The sequence below is a fragment of the Streptomyces sp. ALI-76-A genome, from assembly GCF_030287445.1.
In the GTDB taxonomy this organism is placed as follows: domain Bacteria; phylum Actinomycetota; class Actinomycetes; order Streptomycetales; family Streptomycetaceae; genus Streptomyces.
The window spans coordinates 6,573,261-6,588,702 of sequence record NZ_JASVWB010000002.1 but is presented as its reverse complement, the minus strand read 5'-3'; the positions used below and the strand labels follow the sequence as shown (position 1 = coordinate 6,588,702).

The 15,442-nt window shown below is 69.9% G+C and carries 12 protein-coding genes; 5 read left to right on the top strand and 7 right to left on the bottom strand.

Going from position 1 to position 15,442, the window contains the following annotated elements; all coding sequences use genetic code 11:
• Nucleotide 1: 1 nt before the first annotated feature.
• Entirely contained in the window at nucleotides 2-397 is a 396-nt protein-coding gene (locus QQS16_RS30360) for a cell division protein SepF (RefSeq protein ID WP_286065235.1), read from the bottom strand.
• Nucleotides 398-591: 194 nt separating this feature from the next.
• On the opposite strand from QQS16_RS30360, the gene QQS16_RS30355 reads away from it, so the two are divergent.
• Complete coding sequence (locus QQS16_RS30355; RefSeq protein WP_286065234.1) at nucleotides 592-4,710, top strand: bifunctional nitrate reductase/sulfite reductase flavoprotein subunit alpha; 4,119 nt, start codon at nucleotides 592-594, stop codon at nucleotides 4,708-4,710.
• 182 nt (nucleotides 4,711-4,892) lie between these two features.
• Here QQS16_RS30355 and QQS16_RS30350 read toward each other — a convergent pair whose 3' ends face one another.
• Entirely contained in the window at nucleotides 4,893-5,408 is a 516-nt protein-coding gene (locus tag QQS16_RS30350; RefSeq protein WP_286065233.1) for a YceI family protein, read from the bottom strand.
• 85 nt (nucleotides 5,409-5,493) lie between these two features.
• On the opposite strand from QQS16_RS30350, the gene QQS16_RS30345 reads away from it, so the two are divergent.
• Nucleotides 5,494-5,973 (top strand): MarR family winged helix-turn-helix transcriptional regulator, encoded by a 480-nt coding sequence (locus tag QQS16_RS30345; RefSeq protein ID WP_286065232.1) that lies wholly within the window; start codon nucleotides 5,494-5,496, stop codon nucleotides 5,971-5,973.
• An 82-nt stretch (nucleotides 5,974-6,055) separates the two neighbouring features.
• Here QQS16_RS30345 and QQS16_RS30340 read toward each other — a convergent pair whose 3' ends face one another.
• Nucleotides 6,056-6,232 carry a hypothetical protein gene (locus QQS16_RS30340; protein ID WP_286066581.1) on the bottom strand — a complete coding sequence of 59 codons (177 nt, stop codon included), beginning with the start codon at nucleotides 6,230-6,232 and terminating at the stop codon, nucleotides 6,056-6,058.
• A gap of 239 nt (nucleotides 6,233-6,471) precedes the next feature.
• Between QQS16_RS30340 and QQS16_RS30335 the strand changes: the two genes are divergently transcribed.
• The 3 genes from QQS16_RS30335 (at nucleotide 6,472) to QQS16_RS30325 (ending at nucleotide 9,771) form a co-directional block, all read left to right on the top strand.
• A complete protein-coding gene (locus QQS16_RS30335) occupies nucleotides 6,472-6,909 on the top strand; it encodes a Fur family transcriptional regulator (protein WP_286065231.1) in 438 nt (145 codons plus the stop codon).
• 36 nt (nucleotides 6,910-6,945) lie between these two features.
• Complete coding sequence (katG, locus tag QQS16_RS30330) at nucleotides 6,946-9,162, top strand: catalase/peroxidase HPI (RefSeq protein ID WP_286065230.1); 2,217 nt, start codon at nucleotides 6,946-6,948, stop codon at nucleotides 9,160-9,162.
• 195 nt (nucleotides 9,163-9,357) lie between these two features.
• Nucleotides 9,358-9,771, top strand: coding sequence for a VOC family protein (locus QQS16_RS30325; protein WP_286065229.1), 414 nt, complete (start codon nucleotides 9,358-9,360; stop codon nucleotides 9,769-9,771).
• A 365-nt stretch (nucleotides 9,772-10,136) separates the two neighbouring features.
• On the opposite strand, the gene QQS16_RS30320 is transcribed toward QQS16_RS30325, so the two are convergent.
• The 4 genes from QQS16_RS30320 to xynA form a co-directional block, all read right to left on the bottom strand.
• Nucleotides 10,137-10,658, bottom strand: coding sequence for a hypothetical protein (locus QQS16_RS30320; RefSeq protein WP_353479697.1), 522 nt, complete (start codon nucleotides 10,656-10,658; stop codon nucleotides 10,137-10,139).
• A gap of 184 nt (nucleotides 10,659-10,842) precedes the next feature.
• Complete coding sequence (locus QQS16_RS30315; protein WP_286065227.1) at nucleotides 10,843-13,194, bottom strand: hypothetical protein; 2,352 nt, start codon at nucleotides 13,192-13,194, stop codon at nucleotides 10,843-10,845.
• A 20-nt stretch (nucleotides 13,195-13,214) separates the two neighbouring features.
• Entirely contained in the window at nucleotides 13,215-13,646 is a 432-nt protein-coding gene (locus QQS16_RS30310) for a hypothetical protein (protein WP_286065226.1), read from the bottom strand.
• Between the two features lie 664 nt (nucleotides 13,647-14,310).
• Nucleotides 14,311-15,021: an endo-1,4-beta-xylanase XynA gene (xynA, locus tag QQS16_RS30305; RefSeq protein ID WP_286065225.1), complete on the bottom strand. Its 711-nt coding sequence runs from the start codon at nucleotides 15,019-15,021 to the stop codon at nucleotides 14,311-14,313.
• Nucleotides 15,022-15,442: the final 421 nt, after the last annotated feature.

The following is a 15,442-nucleotide window of genomic DNA, read 5'->3' as shown; positions in this document are numbered from 1 at the left end:
CTCACACCCCGGGAATCCCCGCCCCCTCCATCAGCCCGGTCACCTCGGTGCCGGCCGGTGTGAGGAGGAACACGTTCCGGTCGACGCGGTGCATTCCGCTCGCCAGGCCGAAGACGACGCCCGTGCTGAAGTCCAGGACCCGTTTGGCGACGTCGGTCTCCGCGCTCGTCAGGTCGAGCAGCACCGGAATGCCCGCCATCAGCGTCTCGGCGACCTCACGGGCGTCCGCGAACACGTTGATCCGCAGGACGACGAAACGGCGCCTGGCCTCGGTCTCGGCCTCGGGTATGGACCGGTGGTCGACCTGGGACGGCCAGGCGTCCCGGCCTCGCAGCGGTACGACCTGGGCGAGCCCCTCCCACTGTTCGTCGGTGACATCGTGGCTGTTCACCGGCATGCTCCGTCCTTGGCTCGCACTGCTGTCTGCATCGGCCAATTCTTACGCATGGTCACCCGTTCGGCCCACCAGCGACACGCTCCGCGATCCCGGCTCACCTCACACCGGCCGCCGGACGGCTGTGCAGCGGGCGTAACCCCTCAAGATCAAGCCGTGTCACATCGGCGTAACGGGCATTTCGTACTGTCGACGGCATGACGACGACCCCCAGGACGCAGCAGGTACGGACGGTCTGCTCGTACTGCGGTGTGGGCTGCGGACTGGTGCTCGACGTCGGGACGGGCCCGGACGGCCGGCGTACGGTCCTGAAGGCGTCCGGGGACAAGGCGCACCCCGCGAACGCGGGACGGCTGTGCACCAAGGGCGCGACCACGGCCGAGATGCTCGCCGCGCCCGGGCGGCTGACCAGCGCGCTGGTCCGGGACGACCGGGGCGAGGAGCCGGTGCCCACGCCCGTGGCCGACGCGATCGCCGAGACCGCGCGGCGGCTGCGCGCGGTCATCGACGAGCACGGGCCGGACGCGGTCGCCTTCTACGTCTCCGGGCAGATGAGCCTGGAGGCCCAGTACCTGGTGAACAAGCTCGCCAAGGGCTTCGTGCGGACCAACCAGATCGAGTCCAACTCCCGGCTGTGCATGGCCAGCGCGGGTGCCGGATACAAGCTGTCGCTGGGCGCCGACGGGCCGCCGGGATCGTACGAGGACTTCGACCGGGCGGATGTCTTCCTGGTCATCGGGTCGAACATGGCCGACTGCCATCCGATCCTGTACCTGCGGATGATGGAGCGGGTCAAGGCGGGGGCCAAGCTCGTCGTCGTCGACCCGCGGCGCACCGCCACCGCCGCCAAGGCCGATCTGTTCCTGCAACTCAAGCCCGGTACGGACCTCGCGTTCCTGAACGGGCTGCTGCACCTGCTGGTCGAGAACGGGCACACCGACCCCGAGTTCGTCTCCGCGCACACCGAGGGCTGGGAGGCGATGGAGGAGTTCCTCGCCGACTACGCGCCGGCCGTTGTCGCGGAGATCACCGGGCTCGCCGAGGACGACCTCCGCACGGCCGCCCGGCTGATCGGTGAGGCCGGCGAGTGGATGAGCTGCTGGACGATGGGTCTGAACCAGTCCACGCACGGCACCTGGAACACGAACGCCCTGGTCAACCTGCATCTCGCGACGGGCGCGATCTGCCGTCCGGGCAGTGGGCCCTTCTCCCTGACCGGCCAGCCGAACGCCATGGGCGGGCGCGAGATGGGCTACATGGGGCCGGGGCTCCCCGGGCAGCGGTCGGTGCTGGTCGACGCGGAGCGGGCGTTCACCGAGGACGTGTGGGAGCTGCCGCCGGGCACGCTGCGGGCGGACGGGGTCGGCAAGGGCACCGTCGAGATGTTCCAGAAGATGGCCGACGGGGAGATCAAGGCCTGCTGGATCATCTGCACCAACCCGGTCGCCTCGGTCGCCAACCGCCGTACCGTCATCGAGGGCCTGGAGGCCGCCGAGTTCGTCGTCACCCAGGACGTCTTCGGGGACACCGAGACCAACGCGTACGCGGACGTCGTGCTGCCCGGCGCGATGTGGACGGAGGCCGAGGGGGTCTTCGTCAACAGCGAGCGCACCCTCACGCTGACCCGGGCCGTGTCCGACCCGCCCGGCGAGGCGACGGCGGACTGGCGGATCATCGCGGCCGTCGCCCGGGAGATGGGCTACGAGAAGGGCTTCGCGTACGGGATTGCCGAGGACGTCTTCGAGGAGATCCGGCGCTTCTGGAACCCCGTCACCGGGTGGGACCTGCGCGGGGTGACGTACGAGCGGCTGCGGTCGACGCCCGTGCAGTGGCCGGCCGCGGACGAGGACGGGCCGGCCCGCAATCCGATCCGGTACCGGTCGGGCGGGGGCGGGCTCCGCTTCCCCACGGCGAGCGGGCGGGCCGTGTTCCACGCGCGGCCGCACCTGCCGGCCGCCGAGATGCCGGACGGCGACTATCCCTTCGTCCTGAACACCGGGCGGGTGCAGCACCAGTGGCACACCCTGACGAAGACCGGGAAGGTCGCCAAGCTCACCAAGCTGAACCCCGGGCCGTTCGTGGAGCTGCATCCCGAGGACGCGCGGGAGCTGGGGGTCGTGGACGGCGACCGGGTGGAGGTCGCCTCGCGGCGCGGGCGGGCCGTGCTGCCCGCGGTGGTCACCGACCGGGTGCGGCCGGGGGCCTGTTTCGCGCCGTTCCACTGGAACGACCTGTTCGGGGAGTACCTGAGCGTCAACGCCGTCACGAGCGACGCGGTGGATCCGGTGTCCTTCCAGCCGGAGTTCAAGGTGTGCGCGGTGTCGCTGGCGAAGGTGGCCTCGCCGACGGAGCCCACGCCCCCGGCCTCGGCCGATACGCCCGCGCAGGTGCTCCTCCCGACCGCGGTCACGCCGGGCGCCGACGCGTTCGGGCTCGCTCCCGCCCCGCCACCCGTGCTGACCGCCCAGGAGCGGCTCTACCTCACCGGGTTCCTCGCGGGCATCGGCTCCGGTGCCACCGGTGTGCCCGTGCTGCCGCCGGACGCGCCCTTCAGCCCCGAGCACGCGCTGTGGGTGAACGGTGTCCTCGCCGGCATGTACTCGCGGACGACCCGGCAGGGCGGGGGCCACGAGACCCCGGGCCGTGAGGTCGTCATCCTGTGGGCCTCGCAGACCGGCAACGCCGAGGAGTTCGCGGGGGCCGTCGCCGACCGGCTGTCCTCCGGCGGGCACCGGGCGAGGCTCGTCGGCATGGACGAGACCGACCCGGGCACGCTCCCGTCCGGTGCCGACCTGCTCCTCATCACCAGCACCTTCGGCGACGGCGACGCCCCCGACAACGGCTCCGGCTTCTGGGAGGCGCTCGCCGGGCAGCAGGCGCCGCGCCTGGACGGGGTCCGGTACGCCGTCCTGGCGTTCGGCGACTCCTCGTACGACGACTTCTGCGGGCACGGGCGCCGGCTCGACGCGCGGCTGGACGAGCTGGGCGCGGTACGGCTGGCGCCGCGCACGGACTGCGAACCCGACTTCGACTCCGAGGCGGGGGCCTGGCTGGACCAGGTGCTCTCGGCGCTGGGGACCGGGGAGGAGACGGCTTTGGGCACCGGGAGCCGGACGGCCGGGACGACGGCGCGGCCCGGGACACCGGCCGCCGGGACGCCGACCGTCGAGGCGGCTCCGCGGCAGTCCGCACGCTCCGTCAAGCCCGCCCCGGTCACCGCCCGTCTCGTCGGCAACCGGCTGCTCAGCGGGGCCGGCGCGGACAAGGAGGTCAGGCGGTTCACCTTCGACACGGGCGGGACCGGGCTGACGTACGAGGCGGGGGACGCGCTCGGCGTGCGGCCGGTCAACTCGCATGCGCTGGTCGAGGAGTGGCTGGCGGTGACCGGGGCGGACGGGTCGGCCGTCGTGTCCGTGGAGGGGGTCGGCGAGGTGCCCTTCGCCGAGGCCCTGCGCCGGCATCTCGACATCACCCGGATTACCCCGGGCCTGCTGCGGTTCGTCGCCGAACACGTGCGGGACGACCGGGAGTTGCGCAGGCTGCTGCGGCCCGACAACAAGGACGGCCTGGCGCAGTGGAGTTGGGGGCGGCAGGCGGTGGACGTGCTCGCGGAGCATCCGGTGCGGGCGGGCGCCCGGGACTGGGCCGGCGTGCTCAAGAAGCTGCAACCGCGCCTGTACTCCATATCGTCCAGCCCGCTCGTGGACCCGTACCGGGTCTCCCTCACCGTGTCCGTGGTGCGGTACGAGAACCTGCGGGGCCGACCGCGCGGCGGGGTCTGCTCGCCCTTCCTCGCCGACGCCGGGACGGACACCCAGGTGCCGGTGTTCGTGCAGCGCTCACCGCACTTCCGGCCGCCGACCGACGCCTCGACGCCGATGGTGATGGTGGGCCCGGGCACGGGGGTCGCGCCCTTCGTGGGCTTCCTCCAGGAGCGGCGCGCGCTCGGACACCGGGCCCCCAACTGGCTGTTCTTCGGGGAACAGCACCGCGCCAGCGACTTCTACTACGAGGAGGAGCTCACCGGGCTGCTCGACGAGGGCACCCTGGCCCGCCTCGACACCGCCTTCTCCCGCGACCAGCGCAACAAGGTCTACGTGCAGGACCGGATGCGCGAGCACGGCCCCGAGCTGTGGCGCTGGCTGGAGGACGGCGCCCACTTCTACGTCTGCGGGGACGCCTCCCGGATGGCGAAGGACGTGGACCGGGCCCTGCGGGACATCGCGCTCGCACACGGCGGGCTGGACGAGACCGAGGCGGCGGCCTGGGTGAAGCAGCTGGCGGCGGCCAAGCGGTACGTCCGCGACGTCTACTGAACGGGCTGATGCGGCGATTCCCGCTGCGGAGGTTCCCCGCTCGCTGACGTACGGCCTGGCCGGACCGGGCGTACGTCAGCCGGGCGCGCGGATCCGGACGTGCGGATCCGGCGTGCGGATCCGGCGTGCGGATCCGGGCGCGCGTCTTCACGCGTCGCCGCGGACGCCGTCGAGCGGCTGGATCAGACCGCGGTCCGGGTGAAGCGGAGCGTGGCGGTGACCGTGGTCAGGCCGCGGATCATGCCCATCTGGTTCCAGCCCATGCCGAACTGGTCGCGGTCCACGGTGAACTCGGCCTCCAGGGTGACCGCGTCGGAGTCCGCCCCGAGGACGCGAGCGGTGAGGGACAGGGGCCTGCTGACACCGCGCGCGGTCAGCTGACCGACGACCTGGGCCGTGCCGCCGTCGCGGAGTTCGGCGCTGCGCACCGCGAAGGTGATCTCGGGGTGGTTCCCGACGTCGAAGAAGTCGGCGGACCGCAGGTGGGTGTCGCGCTTGGCGTTCTTCGTGTCGAGGGAGGCGACGTCGATGGTGAGGGTGCCGACGGCCGATCCGTCGGGCCGCACCTCGCCCCGGCCGGTGACCTCGGTGAAGACACCCTTCACCGTGACGAGGCCCCACATGGTCCTGTGCCGCAGAGCGACGGTGGAGGCGGTCGGGTCGAGCTGCCAGGTGCCGGTTTCGACGGTGACGGTCATGATGTCCTTACTTCCTGTCGTCCAAATTTGGATGACAGCACGCTAGCCAATAATCCAAAGTTGGACAACCGTTAGAATCGAAATCATGGCCGATCTGCCCGCATGCCCCTCCGCGTCCGACGACGGGCTCCTGCCCACCGAACTCCGGGCCTGGATGATCCTGCTCGCCGCCACCGGCGCCGTGGAGCAGCGACTGCGCGCGGTCGTGAAGGAACGGCTCGACGTCTCGCACGACGAGTTCCTCGTCCTGTGCCTGCTGGCCGAGCAGCCGGCGGGCCTGCGGATGACCCGGATCGCGGAACTCCTCGGCCGCCCCAAGACCCGGCTCACCTACCAGGTCGCCTGCCTCCAGCACGCCGGCCTCGTCACCCGCACGTCGGTCTGCGGTGACAAACGGGGCGTCGAGGTCCTCCTCACCGACAAGGCTCGCCGCCTGCTGACGGAGGCCTCCGACGCCCTCTCGGAAACGGTCACCGAGTCCCTCGCCCACTTCATGGGCCCCGCCCAGCTCGATGCGATGCGCGCCCTGCTGCCGGATCACGCCCAGCGGTCGGACACCGAGTAGGGGCTGGGGCGGGGTACGGCTCACCCATGCGGGTCGGCCCGTCCGCCCCGGGCCCACGCGCGAGGTCGCCTTCGTCGCCGGTTCACGGCCCGCCAGGCACCAGCCGGCCGCTCCGGCCGCCCCGAACCCCAGCGGCCCGCGTCCACCCGGGCACCTGATCGCCGGACATCACGACGTCGCCCAGGGCGGCGAGCACACGGACGGCGGCGGACACCGCGGCCCGTACCGCGCTCACCACCCGGTCGTCATGGCGCCGCATCCTCACCTCCACGCGCAGTTCGTCACGCCCGGATACGGTCGTCCCCCCCGGCCCCCGGCACACCCCCGATCCTGTGATCCCGGACACACGAGGCGGCAGGCGCTCGCTCCGCGCCTGCCACGGCGGCCCGCCGACGCGGGCGTCCCGGCCGCACGCCCCACCGCCGTCGGACACGGCCCCAGAATTGGATCGAATCCATTTCTTGAATCATTCGTGTTTATGACGGTAGGTTGTGCGCCATGACTTCGCCCCAGAGCCGGACCACCGCCGATGAGCTGCGCGGCGCCGGCCTGCGGGTGACGGCCGCCCGAGTCGCGCTGCTGGAGACCGTCCGGGGCGGTGACCACCTCGGAGCCGAGGCGCTCGCCTCCGGAGTGCGCGACCGCGTCGGCCACATCTCCCTCCAAGCCGTGTACGACGCCCTTCACGCGCTGACCACGGCCGGGCTCATACGCCGTATCGAACCGGCCGGCAGCCCGGCCCGGTTCGAGGGCCGCGTCGGGGACAACCACCACCACGTCGTGTGCCGGTCCTGCGGTGTCGTCGCCGACGTCGACTGCGAGGTCGGCGAGGCCCCCTGTCTGACCGCCTCCGAGAACCACGGCTTCTCGATCGACGAGGCCGAGGTCATCTACTGGGGCGTGTGCCCCGCCTGTTCCACCAGCCGCAGTGCCTGAGCACCGAGATCCCCCTGTTCGGAAGGATTCCTCCCCATGACCGAGAACCACGACGCGATCGTCACCGATCCGAAGCCCGAGGAGACGGGAGGCTGCCCGGTCGCGCACGGACGCGCCCTGCACCCGACCCAGGGTGGCGGGAACCGCCAGTGGTGGCCGGAGCGCCTCAACCTGAAGATCCTCGCGAAGAACCCGGCCGTGGCCAACCCGCTCGGTGAGGAGTTCGACTACGCCGAGGCGTTCAAGAACCTCGACCTCGCGGCCGTCAAGCAGGACATCGCCGAGGTACTGACCACCTCGCAGGACTGGTGGCCGGCCGACTTCGGCAACTACGGCCCGCTGATGATCCGTATGGCCTGGCACAGCGCGGGCACCTACCGCATCAGCGACGGCCGCGGCGGCGCCGGCGCGGGCCAGCAGCGCTTCGCCCCCCTGAACAGCTGGCCGGACAACGCCAACCTCGACAAGGCCCGCCGTCTGCTGTGGCCGGTCAAGAAGAAGTACGGCCAGTCCATCTCCTGGGCCGACCTCATGATCCTCACGGGCAACGTGGCGCTGGAGCAGATGGGCTTCGAGACCTTCGGCTTCGGCGGCGGCCGTGAGGACGTCTGGGAGCCCGAGGAGGACGTGTACTGGGGTCCCGAGACCACCTGGCTCGACGACCAGCGCTACACCGGCGACCGTGAGCTGGAGAACCCGCTCGGCGCGGTCCAGATGGGCCTCATCTACGTCAACCCCGAGGGGCCCAACGGCAACCCGGACCCGCTGGCCGCGGCCCGTGACATCCGTGAGACGTTCCGCCGGATGGCGATGAACGACGAGGAGACGGTCGCCCTGATCGCGGGCGGTCACACCTTCGGCAAGACCCACGGCGCCGGCCCGGCGGACAACGTCGGCGACGACCCCGAGGCCGCCTCGCTGGCGGAGCAGGGCCTGGGCTGGAAGAACGCCTACGGCACCGGCAAGGGCGGCGACACCATCACCTCCGGTCTGGAGGTCACCTGGACCGCCACGCCCACCCAGTGGAGCAACGGCTTCTTCAAGAACCTGTTCGAGTTCGAGTACGAGCTGACCGAGTCCCCGGCCGGCGCCAAGCAGTGGGTGGCGAAGAACGCCGAGGCGATCATCCCCGACGCGCACGACCCGTCGAAGAAGCACCTCCCGACGATGCTCACCACCGACCTGGCGCTGCGCTTCGACCCGGCCTACGAGCAGATCTCCCGCCGGTTCTACGAGCACCCGGACCAGTTCGCGGACGCCTTCGCCCGCGCCTGGTTCAAGCTGACCCACCGTGACATGGGCCCGAAGTCGCTGTACCTCGGCCCGGAGGTCCCGGAGGAGACCCTGGTGTGGCAGGACCCGCTGCCGGACGCCGAGGGCGAGGTCATCGGCGCCGAGGACATCGCGCTCCTCAAGACCAAGCTCCTCGAGTCGGGCCTGTCCGTCTCGCAGCTGGTGTCCACCGCGTGGGCGTCGGCCTCGACGTTCCGCGCCAGCGACAAGCGCGGCGGCGCCAACGGCGCCCGCATCCGCCTGGAGCCGCAGAGCGCGTGGGAGGTCAACGAGCCCGACCAGCTCGCCACGGTGCTGCGCACCCTCGAGGGGATCCAGCAGGAGTTCAACTCCGGCGCCAAGAAGGTCTCGCTGGCCGACCTGATCGTGCTCGGTGGCGTGGCGGCCGTCGAGCGGGCCGCCAAGGAGGCCGGGTTCCAGGTCGAGGTGCCGTTCACGCCGGGCCGGGTGGACGCCTCGCAGGAGCAGACCGACGTGGAGTCGTTCGCCGCGCTCGAGCCGACCGCCGACGGTTTCCGCAACTACCTCGGCAAGGGCAACCGCCTGCCGGCCGAGTTCCTGCTGCTGGACCGGGCGAACCTGCTCAGCCTGAGCGCCCCCGAGATGACCGTCCTCGTCGGCGGCCTGCGCGTGCTGGGCGCCAACCACCAGCAGTCGCAGCTGGGCGTCCTCACCACGACCCCCGGGTCGCTGACCAACGACTTCTTCGTCAACCTGCTCGACCTGGGCACGACGTGGAAGGCGACGTCCGAGGACCAGACCACCTTCGAGGGCCGCGACGCCGCCACGGGTGAGGTCAAGTGGGCCGGCAGCCGTGCCGACCTCGTCTTCGGCTCGAACTCCGAGCTGCGCGCGCTCGCCGAGGTGTACGCGAGCGACGACGCGAAGGAGAAGTTCGTGAAGGACTTCGTCGCCGCGTGGGACAAGGTCATGAACCTGGACCGGTTCGACCTGGTCTGATCGTCACGCAGACGTCCGGGCCGGCCCGCGCGGGCCGGCCCGGACGTCTGTCGTCGTGCCCGACGGTACGCGTCGTCGCGCCCGGCTTCCGGTCCCGCCCGCGCCACCCCCTCCCGGCGGGACCCGGCAGGCCGTTGTCAGTGTCTGGGGTTAGCGTGCGCAGGAGTGACGGTCCACTCCCCTCCGGAGGTACTCATGGCCTCGCGCCTCAATCCCTATCTCAGCTTCGCCGGCGACGCCCGACAGGCGATGGAGTTCTACCAGGAGGTCTTCGGCGGCACGCTCAAGCTCAACACGTACGGGGAGTTCGGCCAGCCGGACTCCCCGCAGGCCGACAAGATCATGCACGGCATGCTGGAGACCCCGGGCGGCTTCACCCTGATGGGCGCCGACACCCCACCGGACATGCCGCACACGCCGGGCACCAACTTCTCCGTGAGCCTCAGCGGCGACGACGACACCGAACTGCGCGGCTACTGGGAGAAGCTGTCCGCCGGCGCCTCCGTGTCCGTCCCACTGGAGAAGCAGATGTGGGGCGACGTGTTCGGCATGTGCACGGACCGCTTCGGTGTCCCCTGGATGGTCGACATCACCGAGTCGCAGACCTGAGCGACCCGCACCCACACCGACACCCGCACGGCCTCCGAACCGTCAAGGCGAAGCAGCGCGGACATCAAGCGTCGGGCAACAAGGGTCGGGCATCGAGGGTGAGTCCCGTGCGAGGAGAATCCGACTCCTTGGTCGTGGTTCACGCATTCTGAACGCCTGTTCAGCCCTTGCCTGATGCGGCGTTCGACGTAGGTGCGGGTGCGTTCGTCCATGGGCGAGCGCGAGGTCGGCGCCGACTGGAGACGCCGGCCCCCTGGCTACGAGGTCCGTGCACCGCTCGTGCGTGGCGCACCGCATACAGCAGACGGCCCCTCCTCCGGACAGGAAGGGCCGCCTGATCATGGTGGTTCCGCACACATCGGCGGCTATGCGGGATCCAGCACAGGCCGCGCGGGGAGCCCGCCGTCCTTCTCGCAGCGCAGTTCCTTGGCCATGGCCAGCGAGACGGAGTGGGCCACGGTCGCGTAGGCGTCCTTCAACGCCTCGACATCGCCCTCGGGCTCCTTCGGCACATCCCAATGCTCCACGCCGATGACGATGTGGGCCACTCTCGACGAGTCGGACAACCTGGCGCTGCGGCAGGCGAACTGGACCGACGCCCTGTTCGCCGCCGCCAGGGTGCGCTCCCCCATCTTCAGCAGGGTGAAATCCGGGGCCGGAGTTCCCGTCGGGGGACCGTCAGCCAACCCCCAGGTGACTCGGATCGTGACATCCGGCGTACCGTCGGCTGTGTAGATGCGGCAGACGTCGTCGCGCCCCCCGGTGGGGGCCGGAAACGCCGCGACGAGGTTCGTCGCGGCCCGCGCGACGGTGGATTTCTCCGCCGTCGTCCCGAACCGCGACGACCCCGTGATCACCTTCAGCGCCTTGGACGCCTGGGCGGACACGGCGTCACCACCGCACAGTTGCGTCCCCGCCACAGCCTCGTCGGCCGCCTCCTCGTCTCCGTCCCCACCACAACCGGTGGCCCCGAGACACAACAAGCCGGCCACGGCCGTGGCAAGGAGTCCAACGCGCACCGGCCTACGACTGATCACTATCCGCATCCTTACGTGTCCTCGCCCGCCGACCTCAGCCGGTCTCCGGGCGGTTGCCCTGCTGATTCTCCCGGTCGTTGCCGACCCCGTAGCCGATCAGCATCGACTCACGCAGGTCCTGCACGAACGGGCTGTTCTCGGGGTCCGGGACGTGCCGCTGCAAAAACGCCTCCATAGGTGCCTCGGCCAGGGCCTCACCGGCAGAGAAGATCGCCATTCTCTCCTCGTCGGTGAGCTCCTCAATCTTCTCCTTGTGCTCATCCACCGACTTGTCGGAGACGTCGCCGATCATCTGGCCTATGACCTGTTCGGCAGCACCACTGGCGGTATCCGTCGCCAGCGGGATGAGCACCGCGGCCGTGCCCACGGCCGCGGTCACGGGCAGGAAGGCGACGCCTGCCGCGATGCCCGCCGTGGCCCCGAACTCGATCCAGCCCGACCGCTTGGCCACCGCCTTCTCGTAGTCCTCGTGGGTCTTGAGGTTCGTCGCCTCCACCTGGTCGGCCCGGGACTGGTCGAGCATGCCCTGCACCTCGGCGCCCACGCGCACGGTCGCCCTGGCAGCGCCCTCGCTGATCTTCCCGTCCGGGCCCACGGTCCCTTCCAGCACGCTGCGGGTGTAGACCTGCTCCGCGGTCGAGACCGTCGCGTAGGCGTCCGGGTGCTGACCCAGGGTGCTCAGGAAGCCCCGGACGATGCCCCGCCCGTTCCCGTCCGCGGTGTCCGCGAAGTCGAGGTGCCCGTCCGGGTTCTTGCCCGGCGCGAACACGCTGTCCGGATCGTTCTTGGCCAACGCCCAGTTGATGTCGTCGATGTAGCCGGCGCCCATGACGCCCAGGCTGTCGGCCATCGCCTCGTGGTGCTCCTTGAGCAGACCCGGGTCCGCACCGTACTTCTCCATGACCTTCTGCATGACCGCGGCGTTGTCCGCGTCCCGCACCACGCCGGCGTCCGGATGCCCTGCGGGGTAGCCGAGGGTCGCCGCCTCCAGGGCGTGGCCGAGGGCGTCGGGCATCTGGTCGAGCGACGCCTCGAGCTCCTTCTGGTCGAGCGAGTTGACGTCGGGGAAGGACTCCCACTTCTCGTTGCCGAAGAAGTCGAGGTAGTTGTCGATCCGCTCGCCGTCCTTGTTCTTGCCGAGGTCGACCGTGGCGCCGTGGTTGACCGTGCCGTCCTCGTTGTACCCGGTCGGGGGGTCGGCGAAGAACTTCTTGGCCGCTTCCGGACTGTTGCCGAGCGCCTCCAGCATGGCGGTGGCCGGGTCGTAGCCGGCCCCGTTCACGCCGGAGGGATTGAACGGGTTCTTGAAGGGACTGTTCACCACCTTGTTGTCGGCGAACCTGTACGGGTCCTTCTGGTGCAGCTGCGCCACGTGCTCGGCGATCGGGTTGAGAAACTTCGCGTCGTAGTTCCCGTACCGCATGATCCCGCCGAGCAGCTGGTATCCGAACGGCCCGCCGTAGTCGTGCTTGGCCAGCGGAATGCGCTCCGTACCCAACTTGCGGAGCCCCGGACCCCACTTGTCGGTGAACTCCTTGTCGTGGGAGGCGGTGGCCAGATTGAGGCCCAGGTTCTTCTGGAGCTCCTGGACGTCCTTGAGGCGCTCAGGGTCGACCTTGCCGTACTCGTACGTGTCCGTGGAGAGCTGGCCGAAGAACGCGAGCGACTTCTCGGGGCCGAGCTTCTCGTAGAACCCCTTGGAGAACTCCACCGACGAACTGTTGTCCTTCAGCAGCTCGTTGAGCTGCTGAAGTTCCGCGTGTGTGATGTCCCGGCCCTTGGCCGCCAGGGCGGCGGCGCGGGCGGCCTCCTCCTGGTCCAGCTTCGTGTACGTCGGAGCGCTGAAGTCCTTGCGGTCGGTGACGTTGGCCTCGAGGGTGTTCTTGAGCGCGAGGTCGGTGTCGTTGCAGTTGTCGACGATGAGGTCGATCCTCTTCTGCCACGACTCGATGTTCCGCCTCTCCTCCCCCAGGAACTGGCTGTAGTCGGGGTCGTGCCGCGCCGCGGGACTCTCGGACAACGGGTTCCGCGCCGTGACCTTGCCGTTGGCGTCCACGCGGATACCGGCCGCGGGCCCCTCGTGGTCCCGGATGTTGACCAGGTCGTCCTTGGCCTTCTTGATGGCCGCGTAGCCCTCCTCCAGGATCCGCTGCACGCCCTTGGCCTCGGCCGCGGCGTCTGCGAACTCCTTGGCCGTCTTGTCGATGAACGCCTTGGTGACCCCTGCGTTCACGCCCTCCCAGGCCGCGCTGTCCGCCTTGGCCTTCATTCCGTCGGCGGCGTCGGTGGCAAGCTTGTCCAGCTTCCCCGCCATCTCCGACCAGTCGTCGGCGGCGGCCTTCAGCTTTGCCACCGGGGCGTCGATCACGTCCTCGTACTTCAGCATGTCGCGCGCTCCCCCGAGCCCTATTTCATGTATTCCGTGAGCACGGAGATCCGCGTCAGATCTCCCTCGATCTTCGCCTCGTCCTTGGCATGCTGGGCCTTGCTGAAGTCGAGGTGATTCGAGACCTGCGCGCAGGCGTCCAACAGCGTCTTCAGGTGGGTCTGCCAGAAGTCATGCACCTTCAGCACGGCCGAACCGCTGACGAAGTTCCCGTTGGTCAGCGCCGTCGCCGCGTCGAACGTGGAGGAACGGGCGATGTCGCCCTCCTTCGCCAGCCGCCCCAGCAGGTCGTACGCGTCATTACCGATAGCGCCGAGGTCGTCCCGATTGACCACCAGGCCGTTCCCGCCACCACCACCTCCGCCGCCCTCGGCCGGAATGCTGTTGGTCTGCATGGCAGTCCGCTCGGCCGCCGCCGCGCGCAGTTCGGTCCACTCTTGCTCGAACGTCATGAATTCCCCCAAGTCCACCCGGGCAGGCCACTCCCACGTACTCGCACGGCACCGACCTGATCACCCTTGACCAACAGGTCGGGAGCAGTCGGCGCGCACTCGCGCCCGCGCACGGATCAGAACTTACCGTTCCTCTGCAGGGTGATCCCAAGGGGTATGTCGATCTCGGTTTCCGGGCCCGGTCGGACCACAGAACGACACCCGGCCGTCGCCGCTTGCTCTTGCCGGAGACGAACGCGTCCCGGTCCTCGCGTTCACCTCAAGCGGGCGGGCGGCAGCTGTCCGACCGGTGGCGTAAGCGGTTCGGTTGGGGATGGTTCCCGCACCGCCGATGTCCCCGGGCAAGGCGATCCGCAACCGGGACCGGACCGGCCGCCGACGCTGATGAGCTACCCGGACCGGAGCGTGCTGCCGAACCATGTGGGCAGAGGCCTGATCCGCTCCGGGATCAGTGGAGGCTCTATGCGTTGATTCCAACTGCCGGGTGAGGCGCTGGTGTTGTACGCAGTGGCTGGTCTCGTGCTCGTGGGGTGGGATGTCGCCGATCGCTGTGCGGAGTGCTGGTCGACGAACCGGTCGACCCGTCCCGCGATGGCGAGTTCGCCACGGTTGCGGGACCCGCCACGAGGACGGAGCCCGCAGCCGGTTGTTCGCCGGACAGAGGTCAGCCGCTGACCGTGATGTTCGAGCTTCCGCTGCTCCGGTACCCCTCGGTGGCCATGATCATGTAGTACCTGAACTGGCCCAGGTTCATGCCCGCGCGTGCCCAGGCGTCGAAGTGGTTGCCGGTGGTGATGGTGCCGGAGCCACTGGTCACCTTCGACTGCCGGACGCTCCAGTACTGGTCGAAGGTGCGGGTGCCCTCGACGGAGGGCGCGTTGTACCGCGTCGTCTTGTAGATGTCGTACGTGCCGCCGTCGCTGTAGACGGTGCCCCTGTGCTGGCCGGTGGGCCGGTAGCTGCCCCAGTTGTCGACGATGTAGTACTCGACCAGCGGGTTCGATGTCCAGCCGTAGAGGCAGCCGTAGCCGTTGCCCGACGGGTTGAAGTAGCCGGTGTAGCGGACCGTCCTGCGCCCGCCGGTGTTCCAGCCCTTGCCGGCGACGAAGTTGCCGCAGTTGGTCCACCGGGTGCTGTAATTGCCGCCGCCGTTGAGCGTCATGGAGACGGAGCCGCCGCCGTCGGTCCAGAACGAGTAGTACATGCCGTCGTAGCCGGTCTGGTTGGTCGTGATGGTGGTGGCGGCGTGGGCGGTGCCGGGCAGCAGCAGTCCGGACGCGGTGGCGAGCGCGACGGTGCCGGCGCCGCCGAGGAAGCCTCGTCGGCTCAAGCCGCTGAAGGGGGCGGGGTTCTGCTGGATCTGGTCCTGCTGCATGCGTCCTCCCGATGAAGGCTGGTGGGGGGCGGGCGGCTGCTACTGCCCGCGGCCTTGCATGGAACACGGCGGGGACCGCCCGTCGTCGTGCCGGAACGACCGGCCGCCGCCCCTGTCACGTGACGCGAGGGGAACGACGGTGTCCTGTCGTTCGGTGGCCACAGTTTTCGTAGAACGCCATGACCGTGTCAACACTTTCGACAGCCTTTCGGAAACACGTCCATCACCGGAAGAGGTGGTGGCGAGTACGTCTTCGCTGGTCAATCCACCTCCGCCGCGAACCGCTGCGAGAGTTGGAACGACATGGGGAAGGGACGCAACGCAAGCGTGTGCACGGCGCTCGAAACTTTCGAACAGACAGGTGGAGGCGCGAATGCGGCGGTCCCCACCGGGAACGACCGCGCGCGAACGGCCTGGCATG

Excerpts from the sequence above, each read along its gene's own strand:
- QQS16_RS30360 (WP_286065235.1), bottom strand. The coding sequence starts at position 397 with ATGCCGGTGAACAGCCACGATGTCACCGACGAACAGTGGGAGGGGCTC.
- katG (WP_286065230.1), top strand. The coding sequence starts at position 6,946 with ATGACCGAGAACCACGACGCGATCGTCACCGATCCGAAGCCCGAGGAG.
- QQS16_RS30315 (WP_286065227.1), bottom strand. The coding sequence starts at position 13,194 with ATGCTGAAGTACGAGGACGTGATCGACGCCCCGGTGGCAAAGCTGAAG.
- QQS16_RS30355 (WP_286065234.1), top strand. The coding sequence starts at position 592 with ATGACGACGACCCCCAGGACGCAGCAGGTACGGACGGTCTGCTCGTAC.
- QQS16_RS30325 (WP_286065229.1), top strand. The coding sequence starts at position 9,358 with ATGGCCTCGCGCCTCAATCCCTATCTCAGCTTCGCCGGCGACGCCCGA.
- QQS16_RS30335 (WP_286065231.1), top strand. The coding sequence starts at position 6,472 with ATGACTTCGCCCCAGAGCCGGACCACCGCCGATGAGCTGCGCGGCGCC.
- QQS16_RS30310 (WP_286065226.1), bottom strand. The coding sequence starts at position 13,646 with ATGACGTTCGAGCAAGAGTGGACCGAACTGCGCGCGGCGGCGGCCGAG.
- xynA (WP_286065225.1), bottom strand. The coding sequence starts at position 15,021 with ATGCAGCAGGACCAGATCCAGCAGAACCCCGCCCCCTTCAGCGGCTTG.
- QQS16_RS30340 (WP_286066581.1), bottom strand. The coding sequence starts at position 6,232 with ATGCGGCGCCATGACGACCGGGTGGTGAGCGCGGTACGGGCCGCGGTG.
- QQS16_RS30345 (WP_286065232.1), top strand. The coding sequence starts at position 5,494 with ATGGCCGATCTGCCCGCATGCCCCTCCGCGTCCGACGACGGGCTCCTG.
- QQS16_RS30350 (WP_286065233.1), bottom strand. The coding sequence starts at position 5,408 with ATGACCGTCACCGTCGAAACCGGCACCTGGCAGCTCGACCCGACCGCC.